This is a genomic window from Pseudoalteromonas sp. Scap03 (assembly GCF_013393115.1).
Lineage (GTDB): Bacteria > Pseudomonadota > Gammaproteobacteria > Enterobacterales > Alteromonadaceae > Pseudoalteromonas.
Genome location: NZ_VDEU01000001.1, coordinates 2,774,230 through 2,791,100 on the forward strand (window position 1 = coordinate 2,774,230; position 16,871 = coordinate 2,791,100).

Genomic DNA, 16,871 nt, shown 5'->3' on the forward strand with positions numbered 1-16,871 from the left:
GCGGATACTATCACTAAGCGAGTGTAAAAACTATTATTAAATCGTCGCAAAAACGAATACCATATAAGTTCAAGAAATATAAAATAACGAATACTAGGATGTTGTAACGCCTTATGATCCCAGCTAAAAAGCTACTTAATACCCTCACTGAGCATTGGGGTGTATTAGAGCTATTATTTAAACGCTTTAAAATGGCCGACTTTAGTATTAAAGATTTACAAAATGCCATAAAACAAAAGCAACCGACGTGGAATAATGAGCGTATTTATAAAGAAACCAATCGGTTATTAAATCAAGAAATCATTATTCCCTTGGCTAAATCGTCACAACTAGAAATTAACCGTGCCATTGCGGACTTTGCTACCTTTTTACTTCAAGAAGAACATTTAGGCTTAGCACAAGAAATTAGTGTATTGGTTGATGATTTAGCTCGCTTAGGTAACCGGCTATCTAATGCCGGTGAAATGGAAGATTTTGATGATTTACGTCGCTTTAGCCGCATTATGGATGATCGGGTTCGTAAAATAATTAAGCTGTTTTTACATAACGAAAACGCCATTTTAAATATTGTTGAGCAAGCCAAATCAAATAACGCGGTGCAATCGCTGCAAAAGCGCTACAAAGCCGTCATAGAAGCGTTTGATGAATATATAGAACCCATGCTAGAAATGGTCGATATTAGAGGCGACTTTCATGCCTGTTTTACTCTAATTGAGCAACAAATTAGCACCCAAATAGAACATATTGAACGCTCAGGCAAGGCGTACAGTGATAAACGTATGCTTGAGCAATTACGTACTCGTATTCTCGAAATGCATCTAGTTGGCCGGACAAGCTTACGTAAAAGTGCCGATATGCTAATGCCACTGCGTGAAGAGTTGCGCCGTAATAACCTTATTACCCGCCAAGCGGCAAAAGTATTAGGGCTAATTCGTAAAAACGGGGTGGATAATATGCTCAGCGCCGTGCAACCCCATTTTGTAAGCGATGCGCAAAAGTATTCATTGGGTCAACAGCGTCATATTGTTGCCTATATGGCAAGCTTAGCTGAGTTTGAACACCACGAATATCAGCTACCAGAACAAAATGATGTGCCCGCGTTTGTCACGCCAAACATTCCTGACTATCACGATGTAAAAGCGCAATTTACCAAACGCTTTAAAAAGCAGCGTAAAAAACCACAGCCTTTGCTGCAATTTTTAGATGAAAGCTATCCTGAGCTTGAAGCCGATGAAATGCTGTTTTTGTATCAAAAGTTGGTAAGCGATAGCACCCTAGAAATTAGCCAAAGCGATAAAAAAGCCCGCGTTAACATTGCAGGCCAGCACTTTAATTTATATCCCTTTAATTCAGAGCCTCAGGCTGATAAAGCCGAGCACGAGTAATCACCATGACCCATATAAACTTAGATGAGCTTTCTCACTTACAAGCCATTAATAAAAAATTAGTCGCCGGTTACCACATTTGCGAACAAGACACCGTAATGTGGCAAGAGCTTGACCAACAAATAGACGCTTATACTGCCTTATTTACAGCACTAGGCCACGAGTTAAAACACGATAGCCGTGGTTTTTATTATTTTGCCAGCGATGAAAGCACCCCAAACATGGGTAAGATTTCCCGCGCTGTAGCGCTCACTATTTACATTTTAATAGAGCATTTTGCCAATACAGGTAAAGACCCAATGCGCGCATTATTTGACGAGCCAAACGATTTAGAGCTCATGCAAACCTTGGTGCAACTTAATAAACATTTATTTGATCAGCTTGAGATATTTTCGGGTTCTGACTTACGAAAAGATGTGTATTTACGCATGGTACGTTTAGGCCTTGCCCGCGAAGTAGAAGGTGGCTTTATGTTGCAAGCCCCTATTCACCGCTATATTGATGCCTTAATGGAAGTAAACGAAGAGACCTTTATTAGTGAGGACGAGCAATGAAAAATTTATACGGACTGAGTAAACTCGCCCTACTAAATACCGCAGGCTATGCAAAATGTGTGATCCCACTGGATAAAAGTAGCTCGATTTGTGCCCCTAACAACACAGGTAAAAGCTCAGTAATTAATGCACTGCAATTTCCGCTAATTAACGATTTACGCCTAACCGAGTGGGATGGCCACGATTTAGATGAAACCCGTAAGTTTTATTTTTCATCAGATCAATCGTACATTTTATTGCAAGCCGATTTGCCCCATGGCTCAGTCGTCATTGGCGTAGCCGGCTTAGGTAAAATTGCCGGTTATGCACACCAATACTTTTGCTATCAAGGTAAGCTTGATTTAGCCCAGTACACCCAAGGCAATACCATTATTAAGTTTACCAAGCTGTTTAATCACTTAAAGCAGCAAGGTTACAACCCAATAGAGCTTAAAGCACAAGAGTTAAACGCCCTACTGACAGGCGGAGCAACGCAATTTGACGGTGAGATCAATTTAAAAATGATCCCCCTTAACAACGTTCAAGACTCTGCAATATACAAAGAAATATTTCGTCGTATTCTTAATTTACATAAATTAGGCGCAAACGACGTTAAGCGCTTTATGCTCCGTGTGTTTGAACGCCATATGTCAAATTCTAAGGTCGACTTTTACGAGGTTTGGCGCCGTTCGTTTGATAAAGTAAACCGCGCAAAACGTGAATTAAAAGCCCTTGAGTCAATGCAAGAGCCCATAGCCGCCCTTGAATCTATGCTTGAAAACCAAACCGTTCTTAAAGGTAAACTGGCCGCTTATGCACCAAAAATTGACCAAGCACTGATTGATTTTGATGCTTACCAAGAAGAGCAACTAAGCGAGCTCAACATCGCCCTTGAAGACATTGAGCACGAAAAGCACGAGTTCGAACAAAAGCAAGGGCTATACGTGCAACAATCGCGCGATATAGAGCGCAAGCAAACTCAAATTGAACAATGGTTTTTAGATTTCAACGCCCTTAAAAGTGAATTTGAGCTGGTTAATAAAGCCACTATCAAAAGCAACCTAACGCAGTTAAAAAATGACTACGAGTCGTTGTCACACTCTATTACGAGTGCTCAAGGGCAAAGTCTGCACACCCTTGATTACCGTATTGGTGAAACACAAAAACAAATTAAGAGCTTAAAGTTACAACTTAAAAACTTAGAATTTAATTTATTCACCCGTATGCGTGAAGACTTATCACTTAAAGAAGTAGAAGAAATATCGCGGCTATTGAACCCCGATCTTCTCTCCTTTGCCACCACCAGTAATGGCGATATAACCATTGATGACGAAGACGCCTTTGGTGAATTTTTATCACAGCTGAGCGAAAATGTTAAAGGCGGTATACTCACCCTACCTGGTGCCAGTATTAAACTTAAAAAGCTCTCACCAGTACAAATGCAAAGCGGCGAAAATAAAGAGCAACTGAGCGCTCAGTTAACCGCGCTTGAGCAATCATTAAAAGAGTTTAAACAACAGCGCGAAGTGGCCGCCAATGTTGCTGATAAACAAAAAGAAAAAGACGCGCTATACGAGGAGCTTATGAGTGCAGAAAGTGCACTTAAACGCTTAGAGCAATTTGAAGTGATGCAACAGTCAGTTGACGCCCAAGCAATGCTAAAAGAGCAGCTTTTAGCCGAGCGCGAACAAGTTGACGATTACCTACAAGATATTCAAAAAAACAGTGGCTCAATTGCTGATAGACGCTCGTTAATCAAATCAAAACAAGCGCAAATTAATCGTCAAACAGAGCGCTTACGCCAAGTTAAAACTGAGCGTATTGACCACACTTTAGATTTATACAGTGGTAAAGTAACGCCTTACATGATTGATATAAAAATCGATTTTGATAATTTAAGCGATTTAATTCATCACTTTAATAAGGACTGCCAAGAGCTACGTAATTTCGATATAAATGTACGTAATACCTATATGCATATTTATAATGCCGGTATCACTAAGTTTGATAACGAAAACGATGAGTTTAGTAAATATCAAAAGCTTATTAGCGCGTTTCATAACATTGATAACGAGCGCGATGCAGTTGAGCGCCAAGGTCGCGTTGCCCTCACCGAAGTAGCCGCTACAATTAAAGGACTGCGCGAAGATTTAGACCGCTTACGCCGTGAAATGAATAGCTTTAATAAAGGCATTAGCCAGCACCGCATCTCAAACCTGCAAGCGTTTAAAATTAATATTATCCCGCGCAAAATGTTGGTAGATAGTATTGATACCATTATCAGTACCTCTAACCAATTTGAACAAGGCGATACCCTAGATTTACTCAGCCAAGAACCTTATAGCGAGAGCGCGGTAAACGAGGCAAAAGATCATTTAATTAAACTCGCCTCAGACAAAGCAGGTCTGACCCTCACCGATTTGTTTGATATTCGTTTTGAAGTGGTTAACCGTGCAGGTGAAACCGAGCACTTTGAAAAGATAGACTCGGCTGGCTCAAATGGTACACGTATCACCATTAAGCTATTATGTGGCATGTTGTTTATTCGTTATTTATTAAGCGATCAGGAACAAAACTTATACCGTATACCTATTTATATAGATGAAGCGGCTGATATCGACCCGCAAAATCAAAAGGCAATTATAGAAACTGCCCTGAGCTTTGGCTTTGTGCCAATATTTGCCTCGGTTAAACCGCAAATAAGTTGTGATTATATTGTGCCAATTCGTTCAGTAAAAGACGGCGCACAAAACTGGGTAGATGAAAAAGATTGGATTGAGGTTGAACATAAATCACCTCAGCTAGACTAAGAATTAATTGGCTATTCATCTTAGCCAGTTACACTTATTTTATAGATTTTAAATTACCCTCGCCCATGGTAGTTTAAACAAACGCACTTTATTGGAGCAAACGGAATGAAACACATATTTATTGTCGCAGCACTGGCATTACTAACCGCCTGTACACAAACGCCCGATTGGGATTACGATAAATCAGCAAACTTTAGTAACTACAAAACGTTTGCTTGGGTAGAAAACGCGAGTCTAACCAAAGACACGAATAACTACCAAATCAGTGGGCTTATGGAAAAACGCGTTCGCAATGCGGTAAACAACCAACTAAGCCAACAATTAGGTATGCAATTGGTTGATGTAGCGCAAGCTGATGTACTTGTTAATTACCATGCAAGTGTAGATAAAGAGCTTGAAGTTGACAGCTTTAACGTAGGCTACGGTGCGCGTTGGGGTTACTGGGGCACAGGCTTTAACCACGATGTAAGCGCACGCGAATATGAAGTAGGCACATTAGTTATCGATATTATTGATCGTGAGTCAAACCAATTAATTTGGCGTGGTGCTAAAGATGGTCGTTTAAAGAAAAAACAAACCCCATCACAACGTGAAGCCGCTATTAAGGAAACGGTTGCCAATATTTTAAGTAACTTTCCGCCTAAAGCGCAGCAATAAACTTTAATTGATATTTAAAAGCCCGCATGTTTGCGGGCTTTTTTATGGCTTAAAGACTGTTTACCTATAAAGTAATAAGTTACACATTAACAAGGTGATAGCTCAATGCTATAGTAATCATGTTACAAGGATAAAGCTTAATCAATAAGACGTTTAGTAAACGTTGTGTTTAAAGTTGTGAGATAAATTAAAGGATTAAAATGAAAGAAACGTGCCCAAATTGTAAAAGTAATTTTGCAGCTAAAGATATAAAAAATATTAACAAAAATAGTATTTTTATTGAAAAACAATGCCCTTCTTGTCAAACATGGTTTTGTTCGAATAAAACACTCACGATTATAAAAATTATTGGTATTTTTTATTGTTAATAACCAGCCTACACTTATGCGATCGTCGGCAGCGTCAGATGTGTATAAGAGACAGGTCTAATGTTTTCAAGCATTGGCTTGGTAGGAATACTGGTAGCAATCATTATTACTTTTTTTGGCCAAAATGAAGCAATCAAAAAATAAGAAACCAAAAGTAAAATATGTAGATATCAGTAATACGAGAATGCTATTGAATCAAATCTCATTCTCTTTAGTCTTTTGGGCTTTGGGGTTATTACTTATAATAATCGCAGGAAAATCTATATACGACGGTTATGTTCATACACCAACAGATTATCGAGTGGAGTCTGAGGTTTATTTTTTCTCGACCTCTCCATTTGCTTATCTTTTTAACCTTCTTTTTTACTTAGGAACTGGGATCTACTTTTTAGCTGTGCCCTACCTTTCTAGAGATAAGTTTCCTCGAAAAAAGAAAAAGCCTAATAAATCTAAAAAAAAAGCATAAACGAGGTAACAGCTAATTTTAGCTTTATTAGTTACCAGTCTTTTTTATTCAAATACTCCCCAATGAAGTTGTTATTTATACTTGTGTAATAAATCAAGTGGGATATGGCAATAATCATCAGGGTGATTGGTTAAACGGTCTTGATGCTCAGGATCGCTAGGGACATAATTAGTCAATGGCGCTACTTGTACCGCTATTTTTTCAGCATCATCACGCTGGCTAATATAGTCTTTGGCGATGTTTAAATGATTGCTGTCTTGGCTAAAAATGGCGGTGCGGTATTTTTCGCCTACATCGTCACCTTGTTTATTGATACTGTATGGGTCAATAATCTCAAAAAAATAGCCAATTAATTCATTTAAGGTTACTTCTTGGGCATCAAAGGTTATTTTCACGCATTCGGCATAGCCATCGTATTCACCTTGTGTTGTGTTACTCGTGCCGTTGGCACGCCCCGCCTCAGTAGTCACTACTCCAGGTAAATACCTCATAAACTCTTGCACGCCCCATAAGCAACCACCAGCAAAATAAAGTGTGTGCTGATTTAATGAATGACTCGATTGTTGTGTTTGCATAATAAAGTGACCAATGTAAATAATTTATAGGTTGCAGAGTTACTATTTTGTAACGCTAGGTTTGATTATCAAATGCAGTTTTTTATCATTAATGTACAATAGCGCCCAAAATCACCCTAGCTTAGTGAGCTTACCTTATCATGTGATAAAAATGATAAGGTATTTAATTTTTAGCGTCATTGCATAAAATGAGAATAATGATATGAATCGTGCCCCGCACCTTATAATACCGGCCGTACTAGCCAGTATTTCAACTGTTGCTTATGCAGAGCAGAGTAAAGAAACAGCAACCATAGAAAAAATAACAATTGAAGCGTCACCCACTGCCAATACCTTACCAGTAGGCACTTTTGATTCACCTATTTCAAATTTAGAATACGACCCGCGTGTTGACTTGCAATCACGCAATATGGCTGAAGCACAAGCTGATGTAACGATACGCGGTGGTATTTTTGAAAATACCGGCTTTAGAGTCGGTAGTGCAACCCTACTTGACCCGCAGTCTGGTCACTACTTTGCAGAAATTCCTATTGCACCACAAATGCTAACGGGTGCCAGCGTATTAACCGGAGCCGATAACGCACTTTATGGCATGAATAGCTCTGTGGGTACTGTGTCGTTTGCTTGGAAACCAATAACAACCGGTGGCAGTGTCTCTTTGGGCGCAGGCTCAAATGACTTTAACTTACAAACAATTCATGCAGGTTTGAGTTCTCCACTTGAAGCAAACGCTAATTGGCATATTGGTTTTGAAGGTGAATATTCGCACTCACAAAGTGATGGTTCAATTGATTTTGGCGACCATGATTTTACCCGTACTTCTGGCAGAGTGCAGTTAACTGGGAGCGATTCACAAACTGATTTATTTTACGGCTTACAAGAAAAGTTTTTTGGTTGGCCAAACCTTTATACCCCATTTGGTGTCAATGAAACCGAAGACTTAGAAACTCAATTATGGATGCTCAACCATAAACAAGCCTATGCTACCAACAGTGAATTTGAAGTATCCGCTTATTACCGCGAGCATAACGATCATTATGTTTATTCAAGAGAAAACCCAAGCGCGTTCCAAGCATTTCATGAAACACAAGTAAAATCATTGGCTATTTCAGGTCGTCATGCGCAAACAAAGTCAGTTGCGGTTAATTACTCGGCGCAATATATAGAAGATAGTATTGACTCCACCACCCTTGAAAATAACTTTACTTCACGTAACTACTTTAAGATTAGTTTATTACCAGAATACAAAACATCCCTTGCAAGTGATCAGCAACTAACTGTACGTTTAGGGGCTACATTTGATAACACCAGTCGTGATGATTCCGAGCTATCGCTAATTGGTGATGTTAGTTTCAATACCCAAAATAACGATGGCACTGAGCGAACATTGTATTTATCGTATGCCGAGGCAAGCCAAGTAGCAGGCTACACCGCCATTGGTGGCAGTGAATCAGGTGGTTTGTTTAGAAGTAACGCTAACCTTGAGCGTGAAACCACCAAAAGCTTAGAGCTGGGCTTATTGCTTGAGCAACAAAGCTGGCAACTCAATTCAGCGCTTTTTTATCGTAAAGATAACAACCTAACCGATTGGACATTTAACTTTGATTCAAGCTCTGCACGATTTGCACAGCCTGTTGATATTGATACTACAGGCCTTGAGTTTTTAGCCACTAAACAATTTGATAACGCAGAAATTATTGCCAGCTATGCGTACTTACATAAAACAGAAACCTACGGCGCTGAAAATATTGACGCTAGCTTTTATGCCTTAAATTTTCCTGATCATCGTGTAACACTCGGTGCGATTTGGAACCCAATGGATATATTAGAGTTTCGTGTAGATAATGAGTGGCGTAAACAGCATAACAATGCGCTGCGCCGTTCAGGCGACGAAGCGCTATTTACTCAGCTGACGGTAAAAATAACTCCGCCAGCTGTGCCTAACTTCTTTATTAGTCTTGCGGCTGATAACTTGTGGGATGAGTCGTTTGAAGAAATTCCAGGTACGCCAGGGCGCGGCGAGCAATATACACTAAGTGCCACGTATAGCTGGTAACTTTATCGCTCAGCGAGGGCTTACTCCACGCTGAGCTTATCTTTTAAGTTAAAATAAGACACAGACCAGTAGAAAGCTGAATTAGAAATTTCATTTCGCAGCCCTCCCTAAGTACTCTAAAAGCGCAGAATCCCCTCCTCTGTGTACATGCATAATTGAAATAGTATGAGCAAAGAGAAGTGAATGAGAAATCACTAGTAACTAAGCCAAATAACTTTATGTCTAAGTCACTCACTCTTAAAGCGCAGCGCCTCTTCGCCCTCTTTGTGCATTTATAATTAAAAAATTATGAACTGAGAGAATTAAATGAGAAATAAATGAGGTAACACTAGCGACAATGTAAAGTAGATACGTAATTTTCTTCTCTGAGTATGGGTTTTAGAAACACAAAGTAAGTGTCTACACTTTTCAAACGTATTAATTGTAAATATATGTGTATTTAATACAATAAATTAGGTTAATTGCTCTAATTCGGTAATTAACGTTAATGCTTGCTCATTGGTTGTCCCGCATACATCTAACGTGGCACTAAAGTCACTGCACACTTTTGGGCGCGACTCATCACCAAATAGCTTGCATAAATTACGTTCATCCAGCTGAATACAACGTTCTCCGGCCTTTTTACCGTTTGGCATACCTGGAATTGGCGAGCTAATACTCGGCGCAATACAACATGCTCCACAGCCTAAACGGCACGCCATTGATTGTGTTTTCATTCTAACCTCAGTAATAAATTTCAATTGTTTTGTTGCTGCTTTGTACATAAATAGCGTGTTTCGTTCTATTTGTAACCGCTTTGTGCAATGACTTGTTACATCTTCAAACACACTGTAAACACTTTATTGCGTATCATTAGCCCATCAGCACAATTTATGAAGGAATGCCCTGTGGCGACTAAAAAACAAATAATACTTCCGATCGCGGTCCTTGTTGGTGGCATTGGCCTCGCAGCAGGCTTTTCTGCAATGAAAAAGCCACCAGAAGAAAAGCCCCCCCAAGACATGCGCCCTTTGGTTGCAGCACAACCAGTCCACCTTGATGCAATTACCCTCGATGTAAAATCGTACGGTATTGTGCAACCAAAAGACCGCACTGAATTGATTGCTCAGGTGAGTGGCCAAGTTATTTCAGTTGCAGGACAATTTGTTGAAGGTGCCTTTGTAAAGCAAGGCGACATTTTAGCACGAATTGATCCAAATGATTATGAAGCTGATTTAATTGAAGCAGAGGCAGGCCTTGCCCAAGCAAGCTCAGCACTCGAAATTGAACGCGCACAAGCGCATGTTGCTAAAGCCGAATGGGAACGCATTAAAGCAGACTCAAGCGATGTTACTGCATCAGCACTGTATTTACGTAAACCGCAATTAGCAGAAAAAATGGCGCGATATCGCTCAGCCCAAGCAAGTGTAAAACGTGCTAAACGTAATTTAGAACGCACATATATTAAAGCTCCCTACGATGCGATTATAAACGAGCGCAGCATTAGTTTAGGCTCTGTAGTTAATCCTGGTAATAGCTTTGGCTCTCTTAGTTCAACTGAGGTCGCCGAGGTGCGTTTACCTGTTGCCGATAAAGAGCTGCAATACCTTAATAATAGTGGCATAGGCGCAACAGTTGAATTTAATGCACAATACGCAGGTAAAGAAACTACATGGCAGGCTAAAGTGGTACGAAGTGAAGGTGTGATTGATCAAAAAAGCCGAATGAGTTATTTGGTTGCCCAACTTCAAACCCCATATGAAGGGGTTCAGCCACTTCGTTTTGGCTCATATATAAACGCTACAATTGAAGGTCGCGCCGTTAATGGCGCTATTGTTGTTCCTCATCATCTGGTTAAAAATAATAAAATTGCAGTGTTAAACGATGATTTAACTTTGTCATTTAAAACACTCAATATTATTCGCGAACAAGATGGCATGGTCATCGCAAATCAAGGCTTAGCAGAGGGAGAACAACTGATAACTTCTGCTCTTGAATACCCTAGCGAAGGAATGGCAGTAAAAATTGAAGACACTGTGACCAAACCAGACGTTACTCAACTTGCATTAAAAGGAGAGTAAACGATGACCACAACTGATGAAAAAGGGTTAATTGCGTGGTTTGCGCGTAACCCCGTTGCAGCTAACCTAATCATGATTTTTATCTTGATTGGTGGGTTGTTAACCGCGCTAACCATTCGTAAGCAAGCATTCCCTCAATTTGAAAGTAACTGGGTAAGTATTCAAGCTGTTTACCCTGGTGCCGCACCACAAGAAGTGGAAGAAGGCATTACTATAAAAATTGAAGAAAACCTTGAAGGAACCGAAGGTATAAAGCGTTTAATCACTTATTCTAATCGAGGCTATGCACAAGCCTGGGTTGAGATTGAAGAAAAATATGACGCCAAAGAAGCGCTAGATGAAATAAAAGCGCAAGTAGATTCAATTAATACGTTTCCTGCGGGTATGGAACGCCCTGTTGTTCAGCGTGAAAAATTTCAGCAAGAAGTAATGATACTCGCGCTTTATGGTGATATGAGTTATTACCAATTAAAAGAACTTGGCAATGATATTAAAGATGAATTGCAAAACCTTCCTCATGTAAACCTAGTTGATTTTTACAGTGGCTTAGACTACGAAATTGGTATTGAAATTAGCCCTGATAAACTTCGCGAATATGGACTCACATTTAGAGATGTATCTAATGCGGTACAAAGCTTTTCTACTAATATGTCGGCGGGGCAAATTCGCTCTGATACTGGCTACATTTCGATGCGTGTCGAAAAGCAAGCCTATCGTGGCGGTGAATTTGAAAAATTACCGCTAATTACATTACCAGACGGTGCTCAAATTAAATTAGGCGATGTAGCCACCATTAATGATGGCTTTGAAGAAGGCTTACTATATTCTAAATACAACGGCAAAAATTCACTGTCGTTTGAAATTGATGCCTCAAAAGATCAAGACATTACCGTTGTTGCTAAAGTCCTTAAAAAGTACCTAGCAGACAAAGCAAATCAACTTCCTGCAGGCGTTAAGTTATCACCCATCGTTGATTTAACATACTACCTTGAAGGTCGCCTCGACATGATGGTCGATAATATGGTGTGGGGCGGTATTTTAGTTATGCTGGTATTAGCGCTGTTTTTACCACTTAGATTAGCGTTTTGGGTAATGATGGGCCTCCCAGTGTCTTTCTTAGGGGCATTCTTATTTATGCCTATCGGCTTTTTAGACATTACTATTAATATGGTGTCTTTGTTTGCCTTTATTATTGTTTTAGGGATTGTGGTTGATGATGCCATTGTTGTAGGTGAGTCGGCCAGTGCTGAAATTGAAAAACATGGGCACTCACTTAACAACGTTATTCGTGGTGTAAAACGTGTAGCCATGCCAGCAACCTTTGGTGTACTAACCACTATTGCTGCATTTTTACCTCAAGCAATGGCTTCAGGGCCGAGCGCTGCGTTTTCGAAAGCAATTGGTGTAGTGATTATTTTATGCTTAATTTTTTCACTGATTGAATCAAAACTAATTTTACCTGCACACATCGCAGCAATGAACCCGCGTAAGCCTAATCCTAAAAACCCATTACATAAATTACGTAATGCAGTTGATAGTGGCTTAAAGCATTTTGTTGAACATTATTACACTCCATTTATCGGTCGTTGTATCCATTATCGCTATACCGTGATTATTGGCTTTTTATGTATTTTAATTGTCAGTGCAGGACTCTTTGCCGGTGGAATGGTTAAATTTGTACCAAATCCTAAAATTCCGCATGATTTTCCGCGTATATCGCTAGAAATGAACCTTGCCTCTTCTGAGCAAGCCACGCTTGAAACAGCGCGTAAAATAGAAAATGTATTACTGAGCGTCGATAAAGAACTAGAGCAGCAGTATGGCCAATCTATGATCCGTGATTTGTCTGTTAGTCTGCGTGGTCGTACTAATGCGAGTATTATGGCCATTTTAGTAGAGCCTCACTTACGCCCAATCGATACCTTTGAGCTAAGCACTATGTGGCGTGAAAAAATGCCACCGCTACCGGGGCTTAAAACACTCACCATTCAAGATAGTATTTTTGGTGGTGGTCGTGATGATGGCGACGTTAGCTTTAGACTCGAAGGAAAAAATGCCGACGAGTTAAAAGAGGTATCTAGCAAACTAAAAGCTAAGTTACAAAGTATGGAAGGTGTAGGTGATGTAAATGACTCACTGCAAAGTGCCACCGACGAAGTGCAACTTGATTTAAAACCACTTGCTTACAGTATGGGCTTAACCCTTGCTGATGTGGCCTCTCAAGTAAGCTTTAGCTATTACGGCCTTGAAGCACAGCGTATTCTGCGTGAAGGTGAAGAAATCAAAGTAATGATTCGTTACCCGCAAAGCGAGCGTAACTCAATAAGCAACATTCAAGATACGCGTATTATCACTCCTGCGGGCGCTGAAGTTTCTTTGAGTGAAATAGCTATAGTCAAGCTAGTTGACGGCGTAAGCAGTATCAGACGTGAAAACTCAAATCGTACTGTTAATGTGTGGGCTGCGGTTAATAGTGACGAAGTAGAGCCATTTGCCATTGCACAAGAAATTCGTGATGTTTACTTACCGGCACTGCTTAAAAACTACCCTGGTGTAAAAAGTAATGTTGCTGGGCGTATTCAAGAAGAGATGGAAAGTGCTAATGAACAACTACGTGATTTTGCAATCTCATTAATGATTATTTTTGCGCTACTGGCCATCCCGCTTCGCTCATATTCTCAGCCACTGATCATTATGTCGGTGATCCCATTTGGTGTTGTGGGTGCTATGTTCGGTCATATGGCTTTAGGTATGACCATGAGCGGGCTATCAATGTTCGGCATTATCGCTGTAGCCGGTATAGTGGTTAATGATTCGCTTGTTATGGTGGATTTTGTAAACAAAGCCCGTGCAGAAGGTGTGGCAATAAAAGAAGCGGTAATGCAAGCCGGAGCGCGTCGCTTTAGAGCCATATTACTAACCTCAGTCACTACTTTTATTGGCGTAATGCCGATTATTATGGAAACCAGTTTACAAGCAAAAATTGTAATACCTATGGCAGTATCACTCGCCTTTGGTGTGCTGTTTGCCACAGTAATTACGCTTATTCTTATACCGTGTCAGTACGTTGCGCTTGAAGATACAAAACGCATAATTCGAAAGTGGCGCGGTAAAGACCCTATTGTCGATGGCCAACCAGCAACGACCAATAGTTAATTCAGTAAAATCCCAACCAAAAAAGCTCGGCATAATTATGCCGAGCTTTTTATTTATAAATTAAACTGCTCGTTTTTTATGCCTTTTACGTTATGGTATTAAATAATCATAATAAAATAAGGCACTACTATGACCTCCCCTCAGTCTGAACACATTCCTCAAGAAGCATTTGATTGGTATGACGAATACGCTCATGGTTTAATTGATAGACGCACGTTTATGAAAAAACTCGGTGGCTTAGCCGCATTGGGCTTTTCAATGACAGTACTTACAGGTGCATTATTACCTAATTACGCTCAAGCTGAGCAGGTCTCATTTAACGACGATGACATAAAAGCCACTTACCAAGAATTTGATTCGCCTGATGGTCATGGTTCGGGTAAAGGCTATTTAGTGGTTCCAAAAAATACACAAGGCAAGCTACCTGTTGTATTAGTAGTACACGAGAATCGCGGCTTAAATCCGTATGTAAAAGATGTTGCAAGGCGACTGGCTAAAGCCGGCTTTATTGCCTTTGCCCCTGATGCGTTGCACCCACTGGGTGGCTACCCAGGCAACGACGATGAAGGTCGAGCCATGCAACGTACCCTTGAGCACTAAAATACAAAATGATTTTGTAGCCGCTGCTCACTTTTTAAAAGCACAGCCAAATAGTAATGGTAAATTAGGCGCGGTTGGTTTTTGTTTTGGTGGCTATATTGTTAATTATTTAGGCTCAGTAGACAGTAACTTATTGAGCGCGGGCGTGCCCTTTTATGGCACACCTGCAAGTGAAAGCTTACACAAAAATATAAAAGCGCCGTTAATGATTCAATTAGGTGAACTTGATAAACGGGTTAACGCTACATGGCCTGAGTATGAGCAAAGCTTAAATGCTAACAATGTTGAGTTCATCATGCATAAGTATGAAGGTGCAAACCATGGTTTCCACAATGACTCAACTGGCCGTTACGATGAAAAGAGTGCCGAACTTGCTTGGCAGCGAACCTTGGCGTTTTTTAAAAACTATTTAAGTTAACGTTACTAAACGTGTATTTGTTACTCGTTAATTAATATGCGTTTATCAACAATCCCCTGCTTTACTAGCTGATTCAATAAGTGAGCGGTTTTTTCTCTGCACACATCACGCAATAGTCGTACAGCGGGAGTAATCGATTGCCTGCTTGGGCAAATGAGCCACAGCTCACCACAGGTATGCTGGTAATTATTCATCACAGTAACAACGCGTTTATTTAATAAGTCATCGGCAATATCTAACGCTGATTTAACCGCTAAACCTTTACCTGCAACACACCAACGCCTAACTAAATCGCCATCATTTGAGGCACGTTTGCCCTGCATTTTTACTTTGTATTTTTTCCCGCCGTCGGTAAATTCCCACACATTATTGATAATATCTTGCAGCTGGTAAAATAATCCGTGATGCTGCGCTAAATCATCTGGGTGCTCTGGCTCACCATATTTAGCTAAATAGGTAGGTGTAGCACAAAGTAGTCGCGGTACGTTGCAAATTTTAAATCCATATACACTGCTATCACTGGGTGAGCCATAACGTAGTGCTATATCAACCGAATCACGAAAAAAATCAATATTGCTATCGCTAATGTGCGTACGCAAGCTCACACTTGGGTACTTATCCATGATTTCATCAATCCAAGGGATCACTAAGTTGCGCCCTAAATCAGATGAGGTAGCTACCCGTAACTCCCCTTCAATGGCATCATGTTCTCCTTTAAGGTTTTGCCTTGCCGTTTCAAGCACGGCCAGAGCTTGTTCGCATTGGGGAATGTATCGCTCCCCTGCACTAGATAAACGCAAATGCCGAGTGGTTCTAATAAATAATTCACAGCCAAGTGCCAACTCTACACGCTTAATAGCAGCACTGGCCGTTGCTGTGCGCATATCTAACTTGGCTGCTGCTAGCGTAATGCTTCGACACTCCGCTACTTTTAAAATCAGTTTTAAGTCATCAACCTGCATATTATCTATTTTTATTTGATAATGATTCAATAATTATGCTGTTTATTTTAAATAAAGCAAATTGTATTATGCTGCTCATACACTCAATGAACACTATTTATCAGCCCTTTTTTATTATGGAGAGACTATGACTCACCCTATTATTCGCGATCTTGAAAGCCGCCACACCGCTAAACGTTATGATGCTACAAAGCGCATTTCTCAAGACGATTTAGCGGTATTGTATGATGCTATGCGTCTTTCTCCTTCGTCTATTAATTCACAGCCTTGGAAATTTATTGTGATTGAATCTGATGCCGCAAAAGAGCGTATGCACAGTACCTTTGCTAATAAGTTTCAATTTAATCAGCCACACATTAAAGCGGCGTCACACATTATTTTATTTGCTCATAATCCACAATACACACGTGAAAATTATGGCCAAGTGATTGATGCTGATATAAAAAATGGCCGAACTCAAAAAGAAAACCGCGAGCAAGCTTTTGGCGCCTTTGCGTTTGTGGATTTAAATACCGATGAGCAGGGTAATAATGCCGCCTGGACTAAAGCACAAACCTACATTGCTTTAGGCAATACTATGCATGCAGCAGCACGCTTAGGGATTGATACCACACCGATGGAAGGCGTTGATGCACAACTGATTGGCGAAGAGTTCGCAAGCGAATTAGACGGCTACATCTGTGATGTCGCACTTGCGCTGGGCTACCATGACGCAGAAGAAGACTACAATGCTAAGCTGCCAAAATCACGTTTAAGCAAAGAACAAATTATTCAGGTTTTATAAGTCATAACTGCTCACTTTAAATAGTAAGTGAGCAGTTTATT

Annotated in this window: 12 protein-coding genes and 1 pseudogene; 10 read left to right on the plus strand and 3 right to left on the minus strand. The window is 40.3% G+C overall.

The genetic code is table 11. The annotated features are described in order from the left end of the window. The first annotated feature begins 113 nt into the window (after positions 1-113). The 5 genes from FHG08_RS12675 (at position 114) to FHG08_RS12695 (ending at position 6,219) form a co-directional block, all read left to right on the plus strand. Positions 114-1,385, plus strand: coding sequence for a hypothetical protein (locus FHG08_RS12675; RefSeq protein WP_010388660.1), 1,272 nt, complete (start codon positions 114-116; stop codon positions 1,383-1,385). A gap of 5 nt (positions 1,386-1,390) precedes the next feature. After that, positions 1,391-1,939, plus strand: coding sequence for a hypothetical protein (locus FHG08_RS12680; RefSeq protein ID WP_010388659.1), 549 nt, complete (start codon positions 1,391-1,393; stop codon positions 1,937-1,939). Then, a complete protein-coding gene (locus FHG08_RS12685; protein WP_178956206.1) occupies positions 1,936-4,728 on the plus strand; it encodes an ATPase in 2,793 nt (930 codons plus the stop codon). The genes FHG08_RS12680 and FHG08_RS12685 overlap by 4 nt, the downstream gene beginning before the upstream one ends. 105 nt (positions 4,729-4,833) lie before the next feature. Further along, positions 4,834-5,385 carry a DUF4136 domain-containing protein gene (locus tag FHG08_RS12690; protein WP_008109277.1) on the plus strand — a complete coding sequence of 184 codons (552 nt, stop codon included), beginning with the start codon at positions 4,834-4,836 and terminating at the stop codon, positions 5,383-5,385. A gap of 492 nt (positions 5,386-5,877) precedes the next feature. Next, a complete protein-coding gene (locus FHG08_RS12695) occupies positions 5,878-6,219 on the plus strand; it encodes a hypothetical protein (RefSeq protein WP_178956208.1) in 342 nt (113 codons plus the stop codon). A gap of 71 nt (positions 6,220-6,290) precedes the next feature. Here the strand turns inward: FHG08_RS12695 and FHG08_RS12700 are convergent, their stop codons facing one another. Then, on the minus strand, positions 6,291-6,794 hold the full coding sequence (locus FHG08_RS12700; RefSeq protein ID WP_178956209.1) for a peptide-methionine (S)-S-oxide reductase: 504 nt from the start codon (positions 6,792-6,794) through the stop codon (positions 6,291-6,293). A 202-nt stretch (positions 6,795-6,996) separates the two neighbouring features. On the opposite strand from FHG08_RS12700, the gene FHG08_RS12705 reads away from it, so the two are divergent. Next, positions 6,997-8,850 carry a TonB-dependent siderophore receptor gene (locus FHG08_RS12705; RefSeq protein WP_178956210.1) on the plus strand — a complete coding sequence of 618 codons (1,854 nt, stop codon included), beginning with the start codon at positions 6,997-6,999 and terminating at the stop codon, positions 8,848-8,850. Between the two features lie 452 nt (positions 8,851-9,302). Here the strand turns inward: FHG08_RS12705 and FHG08_RS12710 are convergent, their stop codons facing one another. Further along, complete coding sequence (locus tag FHG08_RS12710) at positions 9,303-9,566, minus strand: YkgJ family cysteine cluster protein (RefSeq protein WP_041708812.1); 264 nt, start codon at positions 9,564-9,566, stop codon at positions 9,303-9,305. 171 nt (positions 9,567-9,737) lie between these two features. Between FHG08_RS12710 and FHG08_RS12715 the strand changes: the two genes are divergently transcribed. The 3 genes and pseudogenes from FHG08_RS12715 (at position 9,738) to FHG08_RS12725 (ending at position 15,084) form a co-directional block, all read left to right on the plus strand. Next, positions 9,738-10,910 (plus strand): efflux RND transporter periplasmic adaptor subunit, encoded by a 1,173-nt coding sequence (locus FHG08_RS12715; RefSeq protein WP_178956211.1) that lies wholly within the window; start codon positions 9,738-9,740, stop codon positions 10,908-10,910. 3 nt (positions 10,911-10,913) lie between these two features. Beyond that, complete coding sequence (locus tag FHG08_RS12720) at positions 10,914-14,066, plus strand: efflux RND transporter permease subunit (RefSeq protein ID WP_178956212.1); 3,153 nt, start codon at positions 10,914-10,916, stop codon at positions 14,064-14,066. A gap of 129 nt (positions 14,067-14,195) precedes the next feature. Further along, positions 14,196-15,084, plus strand: a pseudogene (locus tag FHG08_RS12725) (dienelactone hydrolase family protein). Between the two features lie 20 nt (positions 15,085-15,104). Here FHG08_RS12725 and FHG08_RS12730 read toward each other — a convergent pair. Next, positions 15,105-16,046, minus strand: a complete 942-nt coding sequence (locus tag FHG08_RS12730) for a LysR family transcriptional regulator (RefSeq protein ID WP_178956861.1) — start codon at positions 16,044-16,046, stop codon at positions 15,105-15,107. 127 nt (positions 16,047-16,173) lie between these two features. On the opposite strand from FHG08_RS12730, the gene FHG08_RS12735 reads away from it, so the two are divergent. Continuing rightward, entirely contained in the window at positions 16,174-16,830 is a 657-nt protein-coding gene (locus tag FHG08_RS12735) for a nitroreductase family protein (RefSeq protein ID WP_178956213.1), read from the plus strand. Positions 16,831-16,871 lie beyond the last annotated feature (41 nt).